This window comes from Bradyrhizobium sp. ORS 111, from assembly GCF_045571485.1.
Taxonomy (GTDB): domain Bacteria; phylum Pseudomonadota; class Alphaproteobacteria; order Rhizobiales; family Xanthobacteraceae; genus Bradyrhizobium.
The window spans coordinates 1,242,186-1,266,051 of sequence record NZ_CP120701.1 but is presented as its reverse complement, the minus strand read 5'-3'; the positions used below and the strand labels follow the sequence as shown (position 1 = coordinate 1,266,051).

The window sequence follows — 23,866 nt, the reverse complement described above, 5'->3', positions numbered from 1 at the left end:
GTCACCTTCCATATGGCACAAGTATGAGGTCGCGATTGACGAGAACGCGAACTGGAAAACCAGGTCGTACGTTTAGAGTTGGCTGGATGTTAAGACTCCGACGGATGACCTGCTGGCCGGTTTGGTTTAGTGAGTCCGAGGCGCCGTGTCGCAACGCTCGGATGATTGCGCTGTCGTTGCTGTTGGTGTCCGAGCCGGAACCCAGTTCGGTCCCGATAGCCAAAAAGGTCGATAGTGCCGCAGCCTTGAAGAGCTCACCCCAGTGATTGTCGACCTGGTCTTCGAGGCCCGCATATCCTGCGCTATCAGCGCCGGGCTGCCGCTCGAGAACGAGTGAACGTCCGTTCGGCATGATCAGCCGGGTCCAAACGAGCAGCACACGGGACTGGCCGAACGTGGCCTGGCTATCGTAAATTCCGATCAGACGCGCTCCCTGAGGCACAAGCAGAAAGCGGCCAGTCGGCGTGTCATAGACATTCTCGGTTACCTGCGCCGTAATTTGGCCTGGCAGGTCCGACCGGATTCCGGTGATCAGGGCTCCCGGAATAACCGTCCCAGCCTGCACGATGTACGGTGAAGCTGGCTTGGCGACGCGATCAGGACTGACTGTGCGACGGTCCACGGAGGCGTTCACAAAGGCAAGCTTGCGGTCCTGACCGTTCTGCGCAAATCCGTCGTCATTAGTACTCGTCGGGCTTGGTGATGCGATGCGATCGCCCCCTACACCTGCAGCCGTGGGCTCACGCACTTGTCTCCCATTGGCCGGAGCAAACAAATGGCTGGTGCGGGCTGCCTCGGTCTCTTGATCCCGGCGCTGCTGTTCCGGATCAGCGCCGATCGTCGGCAACTGGCCTTGGGCCGCAAGGATCGGCCGACCGAGGTCCCCGGGAAGCGGCGGACCCAGTTGCGGGATTGGTTGGCGTGGAATGCCAGCGTAGTCCTTCGGCAGCGCCGTAACGCCGTCGGCGACATTGTGATGGTCGGTACTGTAAAGCTCATCGGCCGTCTGGTCTCGAGGACGATTCTTCTGGAGCGACCACAGCACCGCTCCGCCGATAACAAGCAGGGCGACCGCGCTCACTCCTGCCAGTACTTTCCGTGACAACCGTGTCACGCGCGGGTGCTCCGCTCTCAAGCGGAAGTTCCTGGACTGATCTTCTTGTCTCTCAGGCGGAGCCGCTTGCTCCCGATCGTTTCCATTCCGGGTTTTCATGACGACGGCCTCCCGTCGGTCCGGACAATGCGGACCTTCTGCTGGTGCTCGCCGCCAAGCCGCAGTTCGGCGGCAGCAAACAGCCGATCGACGATCAATACGTTGCCGTAAGCGCGATAGTTGACGAGTTCGGTCTTGCCGTCAGGGCCAATGACGAAGAGCGGCGGCATCTCACCTTGCACGATGCCTCGCGGGAATTCGACATAGACCTTGCGGCCATCGTCATATGCGGCGAGCGGCCGCCAGGGAGGACTGTCCCCTTCGATGGCATAGCGGGAGATGCGCTGCGCCGGCTCCGGAATAACGGGCTTCAGAGCGACCGAACGCGATCGTTCCCGTGCAGTTTCTGGATAGTACCAGGCAACAGACGGCATGTATGGCCGCTCGCGCGAGCGGAGCTCGATTAGGTAGGTGCGCCGGTCAGTATTGACCACCAGATTGGTCTCGATCGACGCTCGGGTCGGCTTGACCAGGATGTGGACGCGGCGTGTGTCGCCGCTTCCGCTCTCGGTATCGCCTACGACCCAGCGTACGGTATCTCCGGCCGCGATCGGCCCTGATCCCGTCAACTGTTCTCCCTCCTCGAGCGCGATGTCCGTGATCTGCCCCGGTGCAGCGTAAATCTGATAAAGCGCCCCGGGACTGTAGGCGTAGATTTGCGCCGCGTTGAAATACCCCCGCTTGCGCGGTTCGACCCGGGCCGCGCTGTTTGCCGTCTCGACCCGGCTCACGGGTTCAGCGTCTTCCTTTTCTCCCGCCTTACCGCCGAGAGCCGGCTTCCAGAGCGGTGGAACGTGAAGCGGTCGCAGTCTGTCGTCGAGACCCACTGGAGTCGCCGGCAACGGAGGAACTTCGGCGTCATAGCTGATCTCCGGCGGAATGTAGGTCGCGCACCCACCGAGCGCCGACGAGCAAAGGAGAAGAGCGGACAGAATTGCTCGCTTCGATGTGACGAACTCAGACCAAGGCAAATTTAGCCTGCTGTGCGAGATGGGAAGTTTCGAATGAACGTTAGATGGCGTCTTGGTCACTGACTCAACTCCTTCGACCAGTTGATAGCGCGGACATAGACGCCAAGCGGATTTTTGCGCAGACGCTCGGCATCGCGCGGCGTCTCAATCACGACGGTGAGAATCGCAGTCCAACGCTCGGTCGAGCTCAGCGAGCCGTTGTCGTAGATGCGCTCGGTCCACGCGACCCGAAAGCTTTCAGAGGACGCGCGGATGACGCTCGAGACGTCGACTGAGATTTGGGCCTTGCCCAACTTGGCAAAAGGGTCATCGTTGCGCGCGTAGTCATTGAGCGCTGCCGCGCCACGATCGGTCGTAAAATCATAGGCACGAAGCCAATTCTGGCGCAGAACGATACCGTCGGCCGGCAGGCCTCTGACGTCCTCAATGAAGCGCGCCAGATGGTAGGCAATCTGAGCGTCAGTAGGTTGATAGTCTATGTTGGCCGGCGCAACCCTTTGGGCTTGGCCGAGATGATCGACTTCAACCACCCACGGCGTGATCGAGCCTTGGCTCGATTGCCAAACAAGGCTACCTGCGAGACCGGCTGATAACATCAAGCAGCCGAACGCCATCAAGCGCCAGTTCTTGGCCTGCACGCGCGCCGATCCAATGCGTTCGTCCCAAACCTGCGCTGCTTTCTGATACGGCGTAACCGGCTCGGGCATGCGCCCGTAATGAACGGAAGGTCGTTTAAACATCGAGGATTGCCCCTGGTATCGAGTGATCGTTGCAAGCAGTGCGATGGGAAGGGATCGAGGTACTGCTGTGCGGCGGAGATGCAGTGGCTGCGTGTCAGCGCTCTCCTTCAGACAAATCGACGGAAGAGCCGCTGCCACCGTGATCGCCTGAGCGGACCGCGTGGCCGGCTGCCGACGCACCGTGTCGAATAGTCTCGGCACGCTTCATGCGCCGCGCCCAATCGGGCTGCCCTTCGGCCGAAGTGCTGGCCGCCTGCACGCCGGCTTGCCCACCTCCTCCGAGCGCAGCCGCTGCACGACGCAACGGGCTCATGGCAGCGGAAGCGCCCGCCTCCGCGACGCCCGCAAGGCCACCGCTCCGGTAGGCGGCTGATGCTCCGCTCATGGCAGCGCCGCCACCACGCGCTGCGCCTGCAATCGTGCCGCCAGCGAGACCAACACCACCGGCGGCAAGACCCGCGCCCGCCGCAACAATGCCACCGGCAGCAAGGCCTGTTCCAACCGCGGCACCGGCACCGAGCTGAGGTCCACCTGACACCAGGCCGTTGGCGATTCCAGGACCGAAGATACCGGGGCCCAGCAAGGAGAGCGCCGCAAGAACCAGGGTCATCGCGTCTTCTATGGTCGGCTGATTGCCACCAAAGCCAGCGGTGAACTGCGAGAACAAAGTCGAGCCGATGCCGACAATGACGGCCAGGACCAAGACCTTGATCCCTGAAGAGATGACGTTACCCAAAACCCGCTCTGCCGCGAAAGCTGTCTTGCCAAACAACCCAAAGGGAATCAGCACGAAGCCGGCCAGCGTCGTTAGCTTGAACTCGATCAGGGTGACAAAGAGCTGGATCGCCAGAATGAAGAAGGCGAGCAGCACCACGATCCAGGCAAACAGGAGAACGCTGATCTGGACGAAATTCTCGAAGAAGCTGATGTAGCCCATCAGGTTGGAGATCGAGTCGAGCAACGGTCGGCCGGCGTCGAGCCCGACTTGAGCGATCTTTCCCGGTCGCAGGAAATCTGCCGCGGACAGGCTTGCGCCCGATGCTTTCAGCCCAAGACCAGCAAAGCTCTCAAAGACAATGCGCGCCAAGCTGTTCCAATTACCAATGAGATAGGCAAAAACGCCGACGAAGAGCGTTTTCTTGACGAGGCGCGCGATGATGTCCTCGTCCGTTCCCCAACTCCAGAACAACGCGGCGAGCGTGATATCGATCGCCGCAAGCGTCGTTGCGAGATATCCGACGTCGCTACCCAGCAGCCCGAAGCCGTTGTCGATGTAACGCGTGAATGTTTCCAGGAACTGGTCGATGATCCCTGTACCAGTCATGGCTCGCTCGCCTCGGGTGTCGTCAGGTTCGGATATCCCTGTGGAATTCGGCTTTGATCTTTTGGGACAGGTATCGAACTGGTTGAGTCATCGTGGCCGGAAGCTGTGGCGCTGTCCTTCCTGCCAAAGAAGCGACGCCGGTTTTGGTCCCAAACGCGCTTACAATGCCGAAAGCCCGCTGTTTCCTCAGGAGTAACGCTGCGGCAGCGTGCGAGGTCGGAGCTGGTTGCATCGGTCGTCTGCTCCGCCTTTGGTGTCGGCGGAGAACCGTCTCCGCCACGCAGTTGAATCGTGCAGGCAGCGACGGTCACTAGGCCGATTGTTGTAAGCAGCGACAGCGCCTTGAATGCCTTTACGTCGGTCATCAGTGGAACATCTGCACATTGGAGGATTGATAGCCCTGTCCTGGCGTCAGGAATCGCCTGAGTTGCTCTCGTCCCTGATCCTGGGCCGAGGCGCGCTGAGCGGCTTCGAGGCTCTGCGCGCGACCTTGCGCCGTCACGACAGCAGTGAGGTCGGCGAGTTGCTGCGCGTTCAGTGCAAGAATCTGGTTGCCGGCCTGCGTTGCCTGCAGCGCGCCGCTGGCGCCTTGACTTGACGTTACAAGCGCGGATGTCTGGATGCGATTGGTGTCGAGGTTGCCAACGATACCCGCCTGGACGCGAAGCGCGTCTTGAGTTGCGGCATAGGAATTCTGCCAACGTGCCTGAGCGTTGGAGATCAGCGACTGGTTCGACTGGCTGCTGGTAGCTGGCGCGTAGCTGGTTGAGAAGGCGAGGTCGATCTGCTGGACGTCGTAGGCAATCCGCTGAGCCTGCGCCAACAATTGCTGGGTCCGCTGGATCGATGATTGCAACTGCTGAAGCGACGAATACGGCAGGCTTGCCAGATTTTTCGCCTGATTGATCAGCATCTGCGCCTCGTTCTGCAACGAGGTGATCTGGTTGTTGATCTGCTGCAACTCTCGCGCGGCAGTCAGGACGTTCTGGACGTAGTTGTTGGGATCAAAGACGATCAGCGCCCGTGCGGGCACCGCGACGCCAAGCACCAGCGCGATAGTGCCAGCGGCGGCGAACAGGCCAAGACGCTTCATAGCGATTTCTCCAGATTGACGAGATTAGGGATCAGGTCTACCGCCCAGGCGACACCGCGATGCTGGAGCCAGGCCGGGATGAAGCCGTCAGGTCCATGTTCGGCGAGGAGTTGCGCGATTGAAGCCTGGTCTGTCTTGGAAGAGGCTGCGGTGAATGCGAGCGCAACCTCACCAAGACCAAGTTCGAACATCCGGTTGCCCCGACGCGACTGGCAGTAGTAGTCGCGCTTTGGCGTTGCCCGGCTCAGAAGTTCGATCTGCCGGTCATTGAGGCCGAAGCGGCGGTAGATGCCGGTGATCTGCGGTTCGATCGCCCGTTCGTTCGGCAGCAACAATCGCGTTGGGCAGCTTTCGATGATCGCCGGCGCGATCGAAGAGCCATCGATGTCCGACAGCGACTGGGTGGCGAAGATGACGGACGCGTTCTTCTTCCGAAGTGTCTTGAGCCATTCCCGGAGCTGGCCGGCGAAATCCTCGTCGTCGAGGGCAAGCCAGCCTTCATCGACAATAAGAAGTGTCGGCCGGCCGTCGAGGTGGTCCTCAATACGATGGAAGAGGTAGGCCAGCACGGCCGGCGCCGCACTCGTTCCGATCAACCCTTCGGTCTCAAACGCCTGGACCGACGCCTCACCGAGTCGTTCGAATTCGGCATCGAGCAGGCGCCCGGACGGACCGCCGAGGCAATAAGGCTGCAAGGCGCGCTTCAGGGAGTTCAGTTGAAGAAGGACTGTCAGGCCCGTGAGGGTGCGTTCCTCCCTCGGCGCCGAGGCGAGGGATGTCAGCGCCGACCACAGATGATCCTTGACCTCCGGGGTGATCTCGATCTTTTCCCGTGCCAGGATCGCGCCGATCCACTGGGTCGCCCATCCCCGCTCGGAAGGATCGTCGATCCAAGCCAGCGGCTGCAGGGCGACGGGGTTTTCATCCCCGTCTGACAAGGCACCACCCAAATCGTGCCAGTCGCCACCCATGGCGAGCGCGGCCGCCCGGATCGAACCGCCGAAATCGAACGCAAATATTTGAGAGTTCGGGTAACGGCGGAACTGCAGAGCCATCAGAGCGAGCAGCACCGACTTGCCAGCGCCGGTCGGTCCCACCACCAGGGTGTGACCGACGTCGCCGACGTGGAGGGAGAAGCGGAACGGCGTCGATCCCTCTGTCTTGCCGAACAACAAAGGCGGACCTTTGAAGTGGAGGTCCCTCGCTTCGCCCGCCCACACGGCCGACATCGGAATCATGTGGGCGAGGTTGAGGGTCGAGACCGGAGGCTGCCGCACATTCGCATAGACATGCCCCGGCAGGCTGCCGAGCCAGGCTTCGACGGCGTTCACCGTCTCGATCATGCAGGTGAAATCGCGGCCCTGGATAACCTTCTCGACCAGCCTCAGCTTTTCATCTGCAGCATTGGGATCACGGTCCCAGACAGTAATGGTCGCAGTGACAAAGGCCTGCCCGATCTGATCGGACCCCAGTTCCTGCAGGGCGGCGTCGGCATCGAGCGCCTTGTTGTGGGCGTCGGTATCAAGCAGCGTCGATGCCTCGTTGGTCATCACCTCCTTGAGGATGGCGCCGATGGATTTTCGCTTCGCGAACCACTGGCGGCGGATTTTGGTCAGCAGCTTGGTGGCGTCGGTCTTGTCGAGCATGATTGCTCGGGTCGACCACCGATATGCAAACGCCAGGCGATTAAGGTCATCCAGGATTCCCGGGGTCGTGGCGCCCGGAAAGCCGACAATCGTCAGGACCCGAAGATTGGCTGAGCCCAACATGGGCTCCAGCCCGCCGGTCAGCGGCTGGTCGGCCAACAGCGCATCGATATACATCGGAATTTCTGGCACCCGAACGCGGTGACGCTTGGTCGAGATCGTCGAGTGCAGGTAAGTCAGCGTAGCCTGATCATCGAGCCAGGCGCATTCCGGCATGAACCCTTCAACGAGTTGCAACACGCGATTGGTTTGATCAACAAACCCGCGCAGCACCTCCCAGGCATCCGCTCCAACGGTGCGGTCGCGACCTTCATAGAGCAATCGCTCCGCCTTGGCCGCTCCCTCCTCTGGAGGCAGATAGAGGAAGGTCAGGAAGTAACTGGACTCGTAATGGGCGCCCGCCTCTTCGAACTGGGCCCTGCGCTCTGCGTCAACCAGTGCGGATGCGACATCCGGAAATGTGCCCGGAGGATAGGCTCCAGCAAAATGACGCTGCGCCTCAACGACTACGGCCCAACCAGACCCCAGACGGCGCAGGGCGTTATTCAAGCGACCCGCGACGGCGACGAGTTCAGCCGGCACTGCGCTATCTAGGTCCGGCCCGCGGAACTTTGCTGTCCGTTGGAACGAGCCGTCCTTGTTCAGGATGATTCCCTCATCAACGAGGGCTGCCCAAGGCAGGAAGTCGGCGAGACGCGCGTTGAAATGACGATATTCGGCAAGATTCATCATAACCGAGAGCTCAGGCGTTGAGATGACTGGGAATGCGCAGATGTCGGCGCACCACATCGACGAAGGCGGGATCGCGCTTGGCGGCCCAGACGGCGGCCATGTGGCCGATGAACCAGAGGACGAGGCCCGCGATCCAGAGCCGAAGTCCCAGCCCCAGGGCTGCGGCAAGCGTGCCGTTGACGATCGCGTCCGACCGCGGCGCGCCGCCCATCAGGATTGGCTCAGCGAGCGCGCGATGAACGGGCACGACAAAGCCTGCCACCTGATCATCCATCAGATCACCACGCCGCCGCCGAAGGAGAAGAACGAAAGAAAGAAGCTCGACGCGGCAAACGCGATCGACAGACCGAACACGATCTGGATCAGCCTGCGGAAACCACCGGACGAGTCCCCGAACGCAAGCGTGAGCCCAGTCACCACGATGATGATGACGGCGATGATCTTGGCGACCGGACCTTCTACCGACTGCAGGATCTGATTGAGTGGCTGCTCCCACGGCATGTTCGAGCCAGCCGCCCATGCCGGCGCCACTCCCAAAACCATCATGCCGAAGGCGGCTAACGATGCACCTCGAAGAAAGCGAAATTGCTGACGCATGTCAGTCTCCTGCTGATGAAAGGTGGTAGTCGCCGGCGGCGCCAAGCCCCGAAACGAGGGCGAGCTCAGCGAGGCGGCGGTCAGCGCCGCGGCCCGCAAGGACAGCGACGAGGTTGATGGTCTCCGCGATCAGGGCACGCGGCACCGTGATGACGGCTTCCTGAATGAGTTGCTCGAGCCGCCGCAGCGCACCGAGCGCGGTGCCCGCGTGAATAGTGCCGATGCCGCCGGGATGGCCCGTACCCCAGGCCTTGAGCAGATCGAGCGCCTCGGCACCTCGCACTTCGCCAATCGGGATGCGATCAGGTCGTAGGCGCAGCGAGGACCGAACGAGGTCCGATAGCGTGGCCACGCCGTCTTTGGTCCGGAGCGCTACAAGATTGGGCGCTTTGCACTGAAGTTCGCGGGTATCTTCGATCAGCACGACCCGATCGGCAGTCTTTGCCACCTCGGCCAGGAGCGCATTCGTCAATGTTGTCTTGCCGGTCGATGTCCCACCGGCGACGAGGATGTTCTTCCGTGCAGCGACCGCGTTCTTCAGGATCCCGGCCTGCGCCGAGGTCATGATCTCCTTGGCGACGTAGTCGTCGAGCGTAAACACAGCGACGGCGGGCTTGCGGATAGCAAAGGCCGGTGCTGCAACGACGGGAGGCAAGAGACCTTCGAAGCGCTCGCCGGTCCCTGGCAGTTCGGCCGAGACCCGCGGCGCGCCGGCATGCACCTCGGCACCTACGTGATGCGCGACCAGGCGAACAATGCGCTCGCCATCAGCCGCGGACAGCGTTTCGCCTGTGTCGATCAGGCCATTCGACAACCGGTCGATCCACAGCCGCCCATCCGGGTTGAGCATCACCTCGATGATCGCTTCGTCTTCGAGGTAGCCGGTAATCGCAGAACCAAGCGCACTGCGCAGCATTCGCGCACCGCGCGAACTCGCTTCCGATTGAATGGAATGGATTGCCACCGTTCGCCCCCACCGGATGAGGACGCCCAAAGAGCGCCTCAGATGGGGATCATTAGAAAAGGCACCAATGGACTTGGCGCAACAAGCGGCTTCCGTGATCGTAGGCTGGCGTAGAAAAAGAAAGAGTGAGAACTGATGTTTTAGGCCTACTCAATCGTATCGTACTCGGCGAGCTACCGCTCACCACTCCGCATCGTCATCCGGGGGCACGAGTATGACCGAATCCTCATACAACCCGACTGACTCGACAGCGTAGGAAACATCAGCCGGCTTGAAGAAGAGGATTGAACTCATCCATGAGGAGAAGGATCGTCGCGAAGGCAGCACGAACCAGACCAGCGCCGCGATCTGCAGTGCTACGCTGAGGCCGAACGCAACTTGATAGGCCTGGACGGGCCTATGGCCATCATTCGCAGGCCATTGCTCGAGGATGGGACCTGTCGCGGATTGTACCAGAAATGCCCAACCAAAGTGCAGGACGTTCAGGGCACCATTGGCACGACCGGCAAGCTCCGGAGGAAAGTAATCCGAAATCACCGCGAAGCTGACTACGGTTGCCGTTCCGACAATTGCGACAACGGACCAGGGCAAGATGGACGGTAGAGGCGCTCGCAGGATCAAGGCTAGTTCGGCTGCGATAAACAGCACTGTAACCAAGGCCAATATCGTCTCTGCCCCGATTCCCCTTCGTTTGATGTGATGGACCGTTATACCAAACAACCAGGCGCCGGCGCTGAGCACGATCGACATCATGAAAAGCTGTCTGACGAGTCTCGAGCGATCAAGCCCCTCCACGTCGGTCAGCCACGGCGATGCCCACAATCCCTGCAGGGACCAAGCTGATCCAACGCAAGTCGCCGACAACGGGGCCATTCGCCAAAAGCGTGGATCTCTAAAAACAGAGCTTAGGGTCGCGGGGGTTGACGCTATCAATGGGACAATGCCTCGTTCGGGCGCCACGACATAGATCAAAATGGCCGTGCCGCCGGTCGTGGCCGCCAGGATCTCAAAGAGCTGACGCCAGCTCATCCAAGTGAGCAGATGTTCGAGGGGAGCCGTAGCGGTTACGGCTCCGAGCGATCCCAGCATAATCATGTAGCCGTTCAGCAATGCAACTCGCTCCCTGGGGAACCAAAGGATGATGGCCTTCAGTCCTGCCGTGAGCGCCGCCGCCACACCAAGCCCGATCATTGCACGCGCGATCAAAAGTGACAGGAAGCTGGTCGATACCGCGAACAGTCCGGCGCCCGCTGCTGCGAGCAATAGCAGCACACTTTGGACGCGACGCGGACCAAATCGGTCCAACAATATGCCGACGGGGATCTGAGCCGTCGCGAAAACAAGGAAATAGACTGACGTAAGCAACCCGAGGTCGGCAGTCCCAAAGCCGGTATCCGAGCTGAGATGACTGGCGATCAAAGCGTTGATCGTTCGAAACAGATACGAAAGATAGTATCCGACAGCAAACGGGAGAAAGACGCGCGCGGTGAGACGCCATGTCCCTGAGACTTGCATGCTGGTCCCTTTTGCTCTCGGCTCGTGCGAGCCGATAGCGCGTCCGGCTTTTTGTCAGTTCGGCTAAATTGCTGCGGTCGTAGGCAGGCGTAGAAAAAGAAAGGTCGACGCCATTTGTGTTTGGGCACAAAAGCAAAAATTCGTCAGGTCCGCTTTGCCCTTGGAAGGCGACTGTCAACCGGACACTCATGCATGCCGGCTCAGGGCCCGATGCGGACATCAGGGCCCTCAGCCCTTACCGCATGTGCTTCTGCATGCACCATTTCTTATGGACGTTCTTCTTAGAGTTCAAATATACAGCGCAAGTTGTGTACTGGTTGTAGTCACAAGCTCGATGAGTTGATGAGACACTCTGCGGGCCCTACCACGTCACGCGGAAGCCGCCGGTGCCCTTGTAGCCGTGGTTCTGAGTGGGATTGTCGAGGCTGGCGCGGTAGCTGACCTCGCCATACACCGCGTAGCGGCCGCTCGCCCAGCTATAGGTGCCACCGCCGCCGATGCGGCCCACAGCCGGTCATTCGCGCTGGCGAAGTTGGTGCCGGCGACGTCGACCCTGCTGCCGTTCAGGAACTCGTAGTGCAGATTGCCGATCGCATAGACGTCGGAGCGCACGATGCCGCTGCCGTCGTTCCAGGTGCGCTGGTGGTTGAGGGCGAGCCCGACGCGACCGAGCAGGCTGTCGGCATTGCCGAGCGAGACCTGCGCGCCGAAGCGATCCACGAACGGATCGAAATCGACCTTGGAATAGGCGAGCTGCGCCTGCGGCGTCAGCCAGAAGCCGTTGCCGACGCCGATCCGCTTGCCGCCCTCGACGCTGAAGGCATAACCGAAGCCCTCGTTGCCATGGGTCATGCTGCCGGTCAGCGCCGACGACAGATCGGCGCGGTAGAACATCGTCTGCGCCTGGCCGTCGACATAGAACCCGTTGTCGCCGTACCAGGTCGCGGTGGCGCCGACGCCGCTGCCGGACGCGCGGATCGTGCCATTGCCGAAGAATGAATTGACGTAAGCCGTGGTCAGTCCGTATTGCGCGGTGAGGCCGACGATCAGCCGGCCGTAGGCATTTTCGAGCGCAAGGCCGTCGAGCCCGGCCTGCGCCTTCATCTGGTCGGCATTGTAGGTCGAGCCGGTGGTGTTGGAGGGCTGCAAGTTCGCCTGGCCGCCCTCGATGCGGCCCCAGAACGCCGACTGCGCCGCCGCCCGATCGGCCTCTGCCGCGGGCGTCACAGTCATGCGCGCCATCGCTTCGCTCGGGCCGCCTCCCCAGTAGCGGTTGCCGACGCGCTGCTGCAGCGAGGGAGCCTCGTTCATGCCGAGCAGCACCTGGGCGTAGTTCTCGTAGAGCGGCACGCCCGGCTGGTAGAGCGGGCCGGCCGGTGCGGCGGGCGGCGTTGAACCGGAGTCCGGCGGATTGGTCAGGCTCGACCGCAGGTACCAATCGCCATCTGTCGGCGTGCTGATGCCATTCTTCTGCAACGTGTAGGCATACGCCCCGCCGACCAATGCCTGCTGCCCCTGGAAGACATAGTCACCAAGCAACGAGAACGTGCCGTTTGACGCCCCTGCAACATCGATGATCTTGATGCCTTCAACGGTCTGCGCGCCAAGGCCGCCGACATTGGTCACCTTGACGGAGGTGGTGCCGGACGTGCTCCCTCGCACATGCAATCTGTCGGTCGCCGACGCATCACTGCCAAGGGTCGTATTGAGCGCAAGGACCCCGCCATTGCCGGTGTAATTGCCAGTTACCGTCAGGGCCGTGCCCGGTGCCGCACCCAGCTTGACGGTGCCGGCATTGCCGAGGCTCGCGACCGTCTGGTCATGGCCGTTCAGATCGAGTGTCGCGCCACTCAGGATGGAAAAGCTGGAGGCCGAGCTCAAGACGTTGCTTGCTCCCGTCCGCAGCGTGCCGCCGGCGATCGTGGTGCTGCCGGTGTTCGCGGCAACACCATTCAGGAGCAGCGTGCCGCCGCCAGCCTTTACGACGCCGCCGGCGCCGGAGATCGTGCCGTTCAACGTCAGCGTGGTGCCGGCATTGGTCAGGAAGCTGCCGGTGGTCGGCACAGCCACGTTGCGCGAGGTGGTCATGCTGGCTGTGGTTTGCAGGGTGCCCGTGTCGAGCGTGAGCGCGGTGCCCGCGGCGCCCAGATTGGCATCGCTTGAGATCGAAAGCGTGCCGCCGGTCACGGTGGTGCCGCCGGTGTAGGTGTTGACGCCGTTCAGCACCAGGGTGCCGAGATCGGCCTTCACCAGCTGCGAATTGCCGGTCAGCACATTGTCGATGGTTGCCACATAGCCCGCGCCGGCCGCCGTGCCGTCGCCGATGCGAATAATGGTCGGCGCGCCATTGAGCGCGATGGCGCCACCGACAAGATGATAGCCGTTGGCCGCGAACTGCATGCCGGAGGCGCTGACCTGGCCGAGGCTGTTGTCGACGGTCACCGTGCCCGGGGCGCCGGCGAAGACTGCGAACGCGCCGTTGCTGTAGGGCGCGTTGATTGTGCCGTCCGCGGTCGTCCAATTGTCGTTGCCGGCGGCGTTCTGCCAGACACCGTCGCCGCCGTTGATCACGCCATTGTTCTTTGGACCCGCAGCTCCATCCCAGAAGTTGAGCGTCACCCCCGTCGTGTTGACCAGATTGACCTGATTGGCGATCGAGGTCTGCACGTAATAGTCCGGGGATGGAATCGCGCCGACAGCGAGGCCATTGTTCGTCAATGTGCCGGCGTAGCTGATCACGCGGTAGACGCCGGGATCAAAGCTGCCGCCGGGTGAAGTGTTGACATTGAGCGTGCCGGCCAGCGTCAGGTTGCCGTTGACCTTGGTCAGGTCGTTCAGCGGACCGCCCGCCACGTTGGCCTGGCCGAAATTGTAGTTCAGCACCGATCCGCCGTTCAGCACCAGGTCGTTCTGAATCATCAGTGTGCCCGGAACATTGCCGGCATTGCCCGGCGAGAGCGTGCCGCCATTTGCCACGGCGACGCTGCCGCCGATGATGCCATTACCGCCAAGCGTGGCTCCGCTGGCGACGGACGTCGGTCCCGTGGCGGCAGACTGATCGCCGTTCACGATCAGCGTGCCGGCGGAAATCGTGGTCGCTCCGGTGTAACTGTTGTTGCCGGTCAGCACCGTCGTGCCGGAGCCGATCTGGTTGAGCGCGCCGCTGCCGGAGATCAGGCCGCCGAAGGAATATGTGTCGGAGCGGTTGAAGGCGAGCGCGCCATTGTTGGTCACATTGCCGACGATCGAGCCTGCCGCGCCGCCATTGCCGAGCTGCAGGGTGCCCGCCGAGATCGTCGTCGGCCCGGTATAGGTATTGTCAGCGGTTAGAATCGTCGTGCCTGAGCCGATTTGCGATACCGCACCGGCGCCGGAGATCAGGCCACTGAAAGTATATGTGTCGGAGCGGTTGAAGGCGAGCGCGCCGTTATCGGCGACATTGCCGACGATCGAGCCGGTCGTTCCGCCGTTGCCGAGTTGCAGCGTTCCCGCCGAAATGGCGGTGCCCCCGGTGTACGTGTTGTCGGCGGTCAGTATCGTGGTGCCGGGGCCGGTCTGGTTGACCACGCCGCCCCCGCTCATCACTGTGGAGAATACGTAAGCCGGATCGGTATGATTGAAGTTGACCCGCCCCGTCCCGGACCCGAACACTAGCTTCGAAGTTGTAAGCGTGCCGGCGCCGGTGGCCGCTTGGCCCTCGGCGCCGCCGATGTTGAGGACACCCGTCGCTGTCGCGGTACTCGCCAAGGTGAGCTGGCCGCCGACGCTCATGACGGCGCCATCCGCCAGCGTGATGAAACCTTTGCCGCTGGTGGCGCCGACCACCTGGTTGCCGGTGACGGAATAGGTTGAGCCGGCGCCGGACACCAGAAGATTAGCGGTACCACCATTCCCCGACGTGCCCACAATCGACGTTATTGCGCTCGCGGCGCCGCCGTTGAGGATCGACACCGATGCATTGCTCTGAAGATTGAACGCGCCGTTCGCCGTCCAGCGCGATCCCGCCCCCGAGATCACAACCGACTTCGTACCGGTTGCGGGAAGAAAGGTCCCAACACTTCCACCAGCGCTTTGGACGACGCCGCCATTGGTGATATTCAGAAATCCGTTTGTGGCCGTGTTGGAACTTGAGACGTTGAGCGCTCCAGCGAGGTTCAGGCTGGATCCCGCGCCGTCGACGTTGACGGTCGCACTGCCACCAGGGCCGCCGATCAAGGTCGTGCCGATGCTGGTCCTGGTGACGGCGCCGCCGTTCAGAACGTTTAACGTGACGTCGCTTCCAGCGTTCGGGGCCAAAGTCAGCGTCCCAGTCTGCAGGAGCGAGCCGGCGCCGCTCACCGTCGCCGTGACCACCGCGTTCGCTCCGTCCAGCGTGGTGCTGCTGGTGCCGGTTATCTTTCCGCCGTTCAGAAGCTGCAGATTGCCAGTGCCCGTCACGCTCGTGATGCCGGTGTAGTTGCTCGAGCCGGTGAGGGTCTGGGTGCCGGCCGAGACGGTCAGGCCGCCAGTGCCGGTGATCGCACCCGCAAACGTGTCGTTGGCATTGGTCAAAGTCAGCGTCTTGGCGCCGAGAGCGACGCTGCCTGCGCCGGCAAGGCTCTGGATGCTTGCGCCCGTCGGCGTGACGGCGGAAATATCGAACGTGCCGTCGGCGACCACGCGGCTGGAATTGGCGATCGCACCGCTGCCCGACAGCGCGAGCGTACCCGACTGAATCCAGGTCTGGCCGCTGTAAGTGTCGGCGCCCGTCAGCGTGAGCGCGCTGGCGCCGGTTTTGGTGAGCGCGCCGGTGCCGCCGATAATCCCCCCCAGCGTCAGACCGGCGTCGGTCTGGAACGTGCCGCCACCCGCATTGAGCGTGACCGGAAGCGCGGTCGTGAACGCGCCGGTGTTCTGGAGCGTCCCGCCGTCGAAGCTCAATCCGCCGGTCCCCAGATTGGTCGCGGCGCCGACTGAGAGCGTCCCTTTATTGATCGCCATCACACCGGAAAAATTGGTGCTGTTGGCACCGGTGAGCGTCAGCGTGCCGACGCCGATCTTGGTGAACGTGCCGGCACCGCTGAAGGGTGAGGACGCGGTGACGTTGAAACCGGCCGTATCGACGGTCAGGCCGCCGGAGGCGATGTTGAGCTCAGTGCCGGAAAAGCCGCTGACGAAGCTCGTGGTGTTTGTCTTCGCGCGGAGCGTGCCGCCGTCGAAATTGACCTGAACGGGACCGGTGCCGCGAACAAGCGTCTGGGTCTGCAACACGCCGCCGCTAGTGACGTTGAGCGTGCCTTGGCTCGCGGAGTCGCCAACCGTCGTGGAGGTCCCGACGTCGACCATGGCGTTGTTGCTGATTGTCAGCGCACCAGGGCCGCCATTGCCGATGAACAGCCGATTGGCGATCGCCCAGGATGAACCGGTCCCGGTGATCGTCGCGGTTCCGTCCGAACCGATGAAGCGGCCGATATAGGCATCTCGCCCTGTTGTAAGCTTGCCGCCGCTTGTCACCGACAGAACGCCGCTGGCCCTGGTCTCGCCGACGACGATGTCGCCACCCGTGTTGACTGTGCCACCATTGCTGATGTTCAGCGTGCCGGTGGGCGCAGTACCGGTCCCAATTGGAATCTGGCCCAGGATAAGGGAGTTGGCCACGCCATTGATGTTCCAGGTCGACCCCGCGCCGGTCACGTTTAGGACGCCGGTGGACCCCGCATTTCGTCCAATGAAGACATAGCCGGACGGGCTCGTCGTGAGCGTGCTGCCGTTCTGGATGGTCAGGCTGCCCAATCCGCCGGCAGTGCTAAGAGAGAAATCGCCGGTCGTGCCGGTCGCGGCGCCGTTCACGCCCAAAACGGCCGGATTGGATGGCGTGTTGATGATGACGGCGCCGTTCGTCGGCACGCCGCCGGTCCAGTTGGCGGCATTTGTCCAGTCGGTGCTGGTCGCGCCGGTCCACGTCTGCGCAGCAGCAGGATCGGTCGTCATAACCATCACGGCTTCGGCTAGCGCCAAGGCCGACGTTGTCCTCAGCAGCCAACTCGGCACAACGAGTCTCCGGAAACTACGCGAGCGATCTTGCCGCGCGCTCAAATCCGGGGCCGTATTGGCCTGCATCAGGCTTGATCTGTTTGAATGGGCTGAGCTGGTTGCAAGTAGTACGATGCCACGGCTGATAATGCCGTTGTTGGCTTTATCGCTCATTCCCACTCCATCGGCCAGCCCGACCGCAGTTCCGTGCAGACTCGTTGCCGAACCTACCTTTCACAATCATACATAGAAGGCTTGTAGACAAAATAGGAAAACGAGTTAGCTTGCAAAACGCCGACAGGACGTGTCGTCGCGGCAACACGACGATAAAACTCTAACAAATCGGGCTCAGCTTTGAGGAACGTGCTGGCGCCGTCAGTTCCGCGCAGTCCGTAGCCTCAGCACCTCTGCGACACCACGTCGTATCGCGACATAATCGTTTTAACAGATTGTTCACACTCCCGCATCGATCACGTCGAGACGCGCGCACCGGATTCATCCGAAGATTTCGTCGTCCATTCCCCAGTTCTGTGCGATCACCATCTGGATGCCACCGCCGTGCCAGAGCTGTTCCAGTGGTTCATCAAGCGGTGACCGACTGATGTTACCTCGCCTCACCTTCGTCGTCAGTGAAACAAACACTGAAGACTATCGGGTGATTTGGGAGGGCGCTCCCATCGGCTGGATCCGAAGACGCCGCCATTTGTCACCCGACTACACAGCTTGGAACTGGAGCGTGATACTTCCCAACGTGCCCAAGCAAACTCGTTGGAGCGGGAACGCTGCGACTCTTGCGGAGTGCAAGCGACAATTTCGGCGCGCCTGGATCGATGTCTATCTACGACTAAATGATGACGCGATAGTCGAAGCTCTGCACATTTTGAGGGGTGGTGATCGTCGCAGACGTCGCTGACAAACGTCCCGAAATCATCGATCGATCAGGCCCTCGTGGTAGCGACGCCGGGTGGAGTTGAAGCGCGTCGTGGGCCTCCGGCTGGTCGAGGTTGCCGTTTGGCTCGCCATCTGAATCCGGCCAAATCAGCTTCAAACAGACAATCAGGAAAGCCGACCACCGGATCCGCTACCTAGGAGTCAACGCCGACATTGGCGAAGAAGTCACCAAGCACAGGCTGGCGAAGATCCCCGTCGAGTCGACGCGCGCAATTGAGATGCCGGCCATCAAGTCGAATGTCTGCGTAGGGCCACAAGCTGTTGATCTTAGCTGCACCTGTTGACTTCCGCTTCGCTTCGAAAACCGATCGCTATGATAACAGACCGTAGGACTCTCAGTCAGGTTTCGGCGGCCGGTTCCTGACGACGGATATCTTCTGGAATCTCGCGGAGAAAGCTTTGCCCCTTCTGCAAGCGGCGCCCGAGTGCCTCAACAAATCCTTCAAACCGCTCCCGGCCTTTTGCCTGCGCGGCCGCCTGCGCGTCGTTCGGCAACGGTGGCGTAATCGCCAGCCAGAAGCGGATGAAGAGGGCCAGAGTCTCAGCCGTCAGACCAACGTCACGCTCCAGTCGCTGCATCTGACGCGATAGCCGATCGAGGCGACGGGTAAACGCCGCCTCCCGCCTGTCCGCTCCATCAGGTGACAGAAACGATGCAACCGCCGCTTCCACGATCGCAGAGCGGGAAAGCTTCTTGCGATCGGCGAGCTCCGAGATCTGTTTCAGAAGTTCTGGCGGGAAATAGACGTTCATCCGGTCGCGCATATCGCCTCAGAGCTCCATACCGTCATTCGGGTCCAGGGCGGCCTGACGGGCGACACCGCGCATCTGTTGGCGTATGAGCCGGGACTGGCGGACCGCATCCTCGTCGTCGTCGAGAACGGCGGCAAATTCCTCTGCCGGTGTCGGTTCGGTTGTCTCCTTGGCGATCGGCACGTGATCGGGGAGTTCGGGCTCGCGACGGAGCCCGCTGTTCGCCGTGTCCTCCTCGGCCTCCGCGGCTTTGTCAGTTGGACCCGCCGTCGGCTTCAATGGTCTTAGCGCTGACCAACCGTCCGTTCGCGATGATCGGCCGGCGCTCGCCGGATCTGGCGGCGGCAGAACCCGCTCGGTGAACCGCCTATCCTCGTAATAGCGGGCCTTCTTGGCCCGGATCGGCGGCGTGCCCGCCACCATGACGATCTCATCCATCGGAGGAAGCTGCATGACTTCGCCTGGGGTCAGCAGCGGCCTTGCAGTCTCCTGCCGTGAGACCATCAGGTGCCCCAGCCATGGGTTCAGCCGGTGCCCGGCATAGTTCTTCATTGCGCGCATCTCCGTCGCCGTACCCAGCGCATCGGATACGCGCTTGGCGGTCCGCTCGTCGTTGGTCGCGAAGCTGACGCGGACGTGGCAGTTATCGAGGATAGCGTTGTTGGGGCCGTAGGCCTTCTCGATCTGATTAAGCGACTGCGCGATCAAGAAGTTCTTGATGCCGTACCCCGCCATGAAGGCAAGCGCGGACTCGAAAAAATCAAGCCGTCCCAGCGCCGGGAACTCATCGAGCATCATCAGGACTCGATGCCGGCGGTCGCGCGCCTGCAAGTCCTCGGTCAGCCGCCGACCAATCTGGTTCAGCACAAGCCGGATCAGGGGCTTGGTCCGCGAGATATCGGAGGGCGGCACCACGAGGTAAAGCGTCGTGGGGCGGCCATCTGCGATCAGATCGGCGATCCGCCAGTCGCAGCGACAGGTCACCTGGGCCACGACCGGATCACGGTACAGCCCGAGGAAGGACATCGCGGTAGACAGGACGCCGGATCGCTCATTCTCGGATTTGTTGAGGAGCTCGCGCGCCGTCGAGGCGACCACGGGATGGGCCCCCTGCTCGCCAAGATGTGCCGTGGTCATCATCGCCTTTAGCGTTGCCTCGATCGGCCGCTGCGGGTCGGACAGAAAGGCCGCCACGCCGGCCAAGGTCTTGTCCGCCTCGGCATAGAGGACGTGGAGGATGGCGCCGACCAGGAGCGAATGACTGGTCTTCTCCCAATGGTTCCGCTTGTCGAGCGAGCCTTCGGGGTCGACCAGGACGTCGGCGACGTTTTGAACATCGCGAACCTCCCACTTCCCGCGCCGGACTTCGAGGAGCGGATTGTAGGCCGAGGACTTTGGGTTGGTGGGGTCGAACAACAGGACGCGGCCATGCCGCGAGCGGAAGCCCGCGGTCAGTTGCCAGTTCTCGCCCTTGATGTCGTGAACGATGGCCGAGCCAGGCCAAGCCAATAGCGAAGGGACCACAAGACCGACGCCCTTGCCGGATCGGGTGGGTGCAAAACACAATACGTGCTCCGGTCCATCATGGCGGAGGTAGTCGCGCTCGAGCTTACCCAGCACCACACCGTCAGGACCGAGAAGTCCAGCCGCCCGCACCTCCTCCAGCCCAGCCCAGCGCGCCGAACCATAGGTCTCGACATTCTTGGCTTCACGCGCCCGCCACACCGACATGCCGATCGCTACCGCGATCGAAACGAAGGTCCCCGACGCTGCGATGAAAGCGCCCTCGACAAAGACCTGCGGTGCATAGGCGTCGTAGACGAACCACCACCAGAAGAAGATCGGTGGGTAATAGATCTTAAAGCCGGACAGTTCGAACCAGGGCCGCCCGAGCTCCGGTTGCCAGGCAAGTCTCCAAGCCGTCCACTCGGTTGCTCCCCAGATGGCGAGCAGAACGATCAGGCCGACAACGATTACCTGTCCCCAGAGGATCTTGGTTCCGGACATCCCGAACGTCCTTCCGCAACTCAATTGGCGAGATAGCTACAGGCCAAGGTCGTGCTTGCGACCAAAGCCCCATTCGATGCCGCCGCCATCCTTCACGACGCCGGTGACGTGTTGGCCGAGCCTCGTTTCGAGTTCGCGCGACCAAGGGACGAGCTGGAAGCCAAGCCCATTGTCGATCATGGCGAAGCGTCCCGAGGCGAGGGTCAGCCGCTGGCGATACGTACCCGCCACATGCTCCCCGGAGTCAGGCTTAACGTAAGGGAGCCGGGTCTCAGCCGAGACCTTTGCGGCCACCTCGTCCAGTTCACGCCGGCGCAATGTGTTCAAGAGATCGCGCTGCAAGATGATGCGTGGGCCCTGCCGCCGCGCCAGGCCCTCCTGGATCAAATGCTCGGTGCGGGATTCCAGAGCGTCGCGGGTCTCGCGGCCGAATCCGCCCATGGCGAGCGGCATGGGGTCCCGTTCAACCAGCCGATGGTCGAGCCAGGTTGCCCCTCGTGCCGTGATCTGGCTCCCGAGATCGAGATCGGAGCGTGTCGCGAGAACCAAGGTCGGCCGCGGCTCGCCGGCTTGACCGAAGCGTCGGACTTCGACGACGCCGCCGAGCGCCGGTGCCTCGTCGAAAGCCTCGAGCCCGCGGAAGCGCACATGGTGCGCACGTCCGTCTGTTCCGTCGATCAGGGCGTAAGCCTCGCCGGTCAGTTCGTCATGCAATCCACGGCCGACCAGCCGTCCGATAATTTGGGACGTCGGCTGTCCACCCTCGATGACGAAGTCGGCGACGCCACGCGCTTCCCCACGCTCGGTAAAGGCGCGGTGCATTGTCTTGATGATGTCGCCGCGCATGCCGAGGTCGCGCAAGCTGCGCTCGGCCTCGAGCCCGACCATCCATTCCCCCGGGGCAGCGGATGCGGCAAGGCCCATCTTCTCCAAATGTTGAAGGCGACCGACCATCAGGCGCCGGATCTCGGGATCAGAGCTTCCGGGATTCTCCGGGCGAAGATCGATATAGCCGGTCTCATCTGCCGCCAGCCGGATCTCCCGATCGAGCCGCGTCCATCGTTCCGCCGTGACTTCCCTTACCAGCGAATTGCGGATCTCGTGCTCCGGTTTGGGGCCCAGTTCGATGGCGACCAGTTCCTCGGCCCGGGAGCGCAGGCCCTGGCTGATGTAGTCGCGGGAGATCACGAGATCCGCCCCTTCCTCGTCTACTCCTCGGACGAGAAGATGGACGTGAGGGTTGTCGGTGTTCCAATGATCGACGGCCACCCAATCGAGCCGCGTGCCAAGATCGGTCTCCATCTGCTTGGCGAGATCGCGGGTGAACGCCTTTAGGTCCGCCATGTCGCCGGCGTCCTCCGGCGAGACGATGAACCGGAAATGATGCCGGTCGTCCTTGCAACGCTCAGCGAAAGCCGCGCTATCGGCGTGGTCACTGCCGGTATCGAACATCTCGGCCCGCTCACCACTTCGGGTCACGCCGTCGCGCTTCAGATATGAGAGATGAGCGGTCAGCGGTGCTGAACGGAAGGCTCGCCCCTTATGACGAACCACGCGCGCCTTCACCACGACGCGCCGCGTTGGGCTGAACAATCTGGCGCGGCTAAAGGCGAGCCGCCCGCGGCCAAACGTCGAGCGTCCATACGCCGCGGAACGCCTGGCAGCCGCGGCCTGACCCGAAGTGTGCCCGGCCCTCTTCGCCGCGCGCAGTACCTGGTTGAGGAAGCTCTTTTGCTTCGGCGCGCGGGTACTGCGGATTCGCCCGGGCCGAACACGGAGATCGCTGTCGCCCACGGTCATGGCGAGGCCTCCCAACCATCAAAAGCGCACTCGGTGCCGAAAACGCCCTTGATTGCATTCGTCAAAATGCAAGGCGCGGCACGCGCCCCGACCGACCGGCACGCCAGAACCCAAGCCATGCCAATGGCTTGCGGTTCGCCCGGCGAGCCCCTTTTATCTCGCCGTCCTGCCGTCGTGGTTGTAAGCGTCGGAATCTTGCACGACTTCCCGAGAGTGCGTTGGCGTTCCATATCGGGTTCCTTGCTGCATTGGAGGATCTCCGGTGGGTACGGAATATTTCAAGAACGAAGCGCGTCGCTCTTTTTGGTCGGTACACGTTGAAGCCTGGCGACGAAGCGGTCTCAGCAAGCGCAAATATTGTCGTCAGCATCGTCTCAGTGGCGGTACATTTGATCGGTGGCTGCGGCATCTGATTGACGCCGAAGCTCTGAAAATACGCGCGGAATTGCATCGGGAAGAATGTCGGGAGCGGCTCCGCAAGAAGCGGGCTCCAGTATCGAAGGACCTCCGCTGCAGAGCCGTGCAAGCGTTCTGGGCGATGCATGTTGAAGCAATGAGATGGTGCGGACTGAGCGCGCAAGCATATGCCAGAGCACATGGCATATCGCAGTACAGCCTGAAGCGATGGCGCGATTTGATCGACGCCGACGAGGTCGAAATCGACTGGCGTGCGCAACTTCATCCGAGCGCCCGCCCACTAATAAGCATTGGTGCTAGCAGCGCTGCTAAGGGGTCTCGCGTCGGGAGCCGCTTGACAGATGCACCAACTGTCGATCCGCCGAACGACGGACGCGCCATCCGACGTCGCTTCAGTGACGAGGAAAAGGTCGCGATCGTGACCGAGTCCGAGCTCCCCGGCGCCACCGCCGCCGAGGTTTGCCGGCGCCATGACATCGTCACCAGCATGTTGTTCCGGTGGCGGGTACAGTTCGGGTTCAGCAAGCGAGGGCGGGCGAACTTGGCGGCTGTGACGGTCGCAGGAGCGCAATCCGCAACGCTCGTCCTGAACGATCTGTTGCAGCCGCCCGACGGCATGAAGGTTATCGAATTGGACGATGGGCGCCGCGTGTTCGCACCGATCGGCTGCGATCCGGATGCGGTGCGGCGACATGTTGCCGAACAGGAGACGGCATGATGATGATCGTGCCGGCCGGCGTGAAAGTGCACCTGGCTTTGGGCTATACCGACATGCGCAAGGGCCTTGATGGGCTCGCTACCCTGATCCAGGAACACCTCAAGAAGGACCCGTTCTCTGGCCACCTGTTCGCCTTCCGTGGCCGGAATGCGAGCAGACTGAAGATCCTGTTTTGGGATGGCAATGGGCTCTGCCTGTTCACCAAGCGCATCGATCAAGGTGGCTTCATCTGGCCGAGAATGACCGATCCTGGCGGCACCGTGACGTTGTCTCCAGCGCAGCTTGCGATGTTGATCGAAGGCATCGATTGGCGCACGCCGGAGCGTCGATGGCGACCTGCAATCGCAGGCTAA

16 protein-coding genes and 3 pseudogenes are annotated in these 23,866 nt (G+C 62.1%); 2 read left to right on the top strand and 17 right to left on the bottom strand.

Features of this window, described 5'->3' with window-relative positions; all coding sequences use genetic code 11:
• Window position 1: 1 nt before the first annotated feature.
• The 17 genes and pseudogenes from P6U30_RS05810 to P6U30_RS05730 all read right to left on the bottom strand — a co-directional run bounded on the left by P6U30_RS05810 (window position 2) and on the right by P6U30_RS05730 (window position 22,378).
• Window positions 2-1,213 carry a TrbI/VirB10 family protein gene (locus tag P6U30_RS05810; RefSeq protein WP_407168548.1) on the bottom strand — a complete coding sequence of 404 codons (1,212 nt, stop codon included), beginning with the start codon at window positions 1,211-1,213 and terminating at the stop codon, window positions 2-4.
• Window positions 1,210-2,244, bottom strand: coding sequence for a P-type conjugative transfer protein TrbG (gene trbG / locus P6U30_RS05805; RefSeq protein WP_407168547.1), 1,035 nt, complete (start codon window positions 2,242-2,244; stop codon window positions 1,210-1,212). Before trbG ends, P6U30_RS05810 begins: the two co-directional genes overlap by 4 nt.
• Window positions 2,241-2,924, bottom strand: a complete 684-nt coding sequence (trbF, locus tag P6U30_RS05800; RefSeq protein ID WP_407168546.1) for a conjugal transfer protein TrbF — start codon at window positions 2,922-2,924, stop codon at window positions 2,241-2,243. The genes trbG and trbF overlap by 4 nt, the downstream gene beginning before the upstream one ends.
• 94 nt (window positions 2,925-3,018) lie before the next feature.
• The gene (gene trbL, locus P6U30_RS05795; RefSeq protein WP_407168545.1) at window positions 3,019-4,248 is read right to left on the bottom strand and encodes a P-type conjugative transfer protein TrbL; all 1,230 of its coding nucleotides are present in this window, start codon (window positions 4,246-4,248) and stop codon (window positions 3,019-3,021) included.
• Window positions 4,245-4,613: a putative entry exclusion protein TrbK-alt gene (gene trbK-alt / locus P6U30_RS05790; protein WP_407168544.1), complete on the bottom strand. Its 369-nt coding sequence runs from the start codon at window positions 4,611-4,613 to the stop codon at window positions 4,245-4,247. Before trbK-alt ends, trbL begins: the two co-directional genes overlap by 4 nt.
• Complete coding sequence (trbJ, locus tag P6U30_RS05785) at window positions 4,613-5,341, bottom strand: P-type conjugative transfer protein TrbJ (RefSeq protein ID WP_407168543.1); 729 nt, start codon at window positions 5,339-5,341, stop codon at window positions 4,613-4,615. The genes trbK-alt and trbJ overlap by 1 nt, the downstream gene beginning before the upstream one ends.
• Window positions 5,338-7,779: a conjugal transfer protein TrbE gene (gene trbE, locus P6U30_RS05780; RefSeq protein ID WP_407168542.1), complete on the bottom strand. Its 2,442-nt coding sequence runs from the start codon at window positions 7,777-7,779 to the stop codon at window positions 5,338-5,340. The genes trbJ and trbE overlap by 4 nt, the downstream gene beginning before the upstream one ends.
• 10 nt (window positions 7,780-7,789) lie before the next feature.
• Window positions 7,790-8,053, bottom strand: coding sequence for a VirB3 family type IV secretion system protein (locus P6U30_RS05775; protein ID WP_407168541.1), 264 nt, complete (start codon window positions 8,051-8,053; stop codon window positions 7,790-7,792).
• Window positions 8,053-8,376, bottom strand: coding sequence for a TrbC/VirB2 family protein (locus P6U30_RS05770; protein ID WP_407168540.1), 324 nt, complete (start codon window positions 8,374-8,376; stop codon window positions 8,053-8,055). Before P6U30_RS05770 ends, P6U30_RS05775 begins: the two co-directional genes overlap by 1 nt.
• Window position 8,377: 1 nt before the next feature.
• Window positions 8,378-9,292, bottom strand: coding sequence for a P-type conjugative transfer ATPase TrbB (trbB, locus tag P6U30_RS05765; RefSeq protein WP_407168539.1), 915 nt, complete (start codon window positions 9,290-9,292; stop codon window positions 8,378-8,380).
• 228 nt (window positions 9,293-9,520) lie between these two features.
• Window positions 9,521-10,855: a nitrate/nitrite transporter gene (locus P6U30_RS05760; protein WP_407168538.1), complete on the bottom strand. Its 1,335-nt coding sequence runs from the start codon at window positions 10,853-10,855 to the stop codon at window positions 9,521-9,523.
• A 369-nt stretch (window positions 10,856-11,224) separates the two neighbouring features.
• A pseudogene (locus P6U30_RS05755) lies at window positions 11,225-13,066 on the bottom strand (autotransporter outer membrane beta-barrel domain-containing protein); the annotation flags it as partial.
• A gap of 570 nt (window positions 13,067-13,636) precedes the next feature.
• Window positions 13,637-13,951: pseudogene (locus P6U30_RS05750) on the bottom strand (hypothetical protein); the annotation flags it as partial.
• 9 nt (window positions 13,952-13,960) lie between these two features.
• A pseudogene (locus tag P6U30_RS05745) lies at window positions 13,961-16,825 on the bottom strand (beta strand repeat-containing protein); the annotation flags it as partial.
• Between the two features lie 1,332 nt (window positions 16,826-18,157).
• On the bottom strand, window positions 18,158-18,583 hold the full coding sequence (locus P6U30_RS05740; protein WP_407168537.1) for a CopG family transcriptional regulator: 426 nt from the start codon (window positions 18,581-18,583) through the stop codon (window positions 18,158-18,160).
• 6 nt (window positions 18,584-18,589) lie between these two features.
• Window positions 18,590-20,578 (bottom strand): conjugal transfer protein TraG, encoded by a 1,989-nt coding sequence (locus tag P6U30_RS05735; protein ID WP_407168536.1) that lies wholly within the window; start codon window positions 20,576-20,578, stop codon window positions 18,590-18,592.
• Between the two features lie 36 nt (window positions 20,579-20,614).
• Window positions 20,615-22,378, bottom strand: coding sequence for a relaxase/mobilization nuclease domain-containing protein (locus tag P6U30_RS05730; protein WP_407168535.1), 1,764 nt, complete (start codon window positions 22,376-22,378; stop codon window positions 20,615-20,617).
• Window positions 22,379-22,640: 262 nt separating this feature from the next.
• On the opposite strand from P6U30_RS05730, the gene tnpA reads away from it, so the two are divergent.
• On the top strand, window positions 22,641-23,513 hold the full coding sequence (tnpA, locus tag P6U30_RS05725) for an IS66 family insertion sequence element accessory protein TnpA (protein ID WP_407168534.1): 873 nt from the start codon (window positions 22,641-22,643) through the stop codon (window positions 23,511-23,513).
• A complete protein-coding gene (gene tnpB / locus P6U30_RS05720; RefSeq protein ID WP_130231741.1) occupies window positions 23,513-23,866 on the top strand; it encodes an IS66 family insertion sequence element accessory protein TnpB in 354 nt (117 codons plus the stop codon). The genes tnpA and tnpB overlap by 1 nt, the downstream gene beginning before the upstream one ends.

Excerpts from the sequence above, each read along its gene's own strand:
- P6U30_RS05735 (WP_407168536.1), bottom strand. The coding sequence starts at position 20,578 with ATGTCCGGAACCAAGATCCTCTGGGGACAGGTAATCGTTGTCGGCCTG.
- trbK-alt (WP_407168544.1), bottom strand. The coding sequence starts at position 4,613 with ATGACCGACGTAAAGGCATTCAAGGCGCTGTCGCTGCTTACAACAATC.
- P6U30_RS05740 (WP_407168537.1), bottom strand. The coding sequence starts at position 18,583 with ATGCGCGACCGGATGAACGTCTATTTCCCGCCAGAACTTCTGAAACAG.
- P6U30_RS05730 (WP_407168535.1), bottom strand. The coding sequence starts at position 22,378 with ATGACCGTGGGCGACAGCGATCTCCGTGTTCGGCCCGGGCGAATCCGC.
- P6U30_RS05810 (WP_407168548.1), bottom strand. The coding sequence starts at position 1,213 with ATGAAAACCCGGAATGGAAACGATCGGGAGCAAGCGGCTCCGCCTGAG.
- trbE (WP_407168542.1), bottom strand. The coding sequence starts at position 7,779 with ATGATGAATCTTGCCGAATATCGTCATTTCAACGCGCGTCTCGCCGAC.
- trbF (WP_407168546.1), bottom strand. The coding sequence starts at position 2,924 with ATGTTTAAACGACCTTCCGTTCATTACGGGCGCATGCCCGAGCCGGTT.
- tnpB (WP_130231741.1), top strand. The coding sequence starts at position 23,513 with ATGATGATCGTGCCGGCCGGCGTGAAAGTGCACCTGGCTTTGGGCTAT.
- P6U30_RS05770 (WP_407168540.1), bottom strand. The coding sequence starts at position 8,376 with ATGCGTCAGCAATTTCGCTTTCTTCGAGGTGCATCGTTAGCCGCCTTC.
- P6U30_RS05760 (WP_407168538.1), bottom strand. The coding sequence starts at position 10,855 with ATGCAAGTCTCAGGGACATGGCGTCTCACCGCGCGCGTCTTTCTCCCG.
- trbJ (WP_407168543.1), bottom strand. The coding sequence starts at position 5,341 with ATGAAGCGTCTTGGCCTGTTCGCCGCCGCTGGCACTATCGCGCTGGTG.
- trbL (WP_407168545.1), bottom strand. The coding sequence starts at position 4,248 with ATGACTGGTACAGGGATCATCGACCAGTTCCTGGAAACATTCACGCGT.
- P6U30_RS05775 (WP_407168541.1), bottom strand. The coding sequence starts at position 8,053 with ATGGATGATCAGGTGGCAGGCTTTGTCGTGCCCGTTCATCGCGCGCTC.
- trbB (WP_407168539.1), bottom strand. The coding sequence starts at position 9,292 with ATGCTGCGCAGTGCGCTTGGTTCTGCGATTACCGGCTACCTCGAAGAC.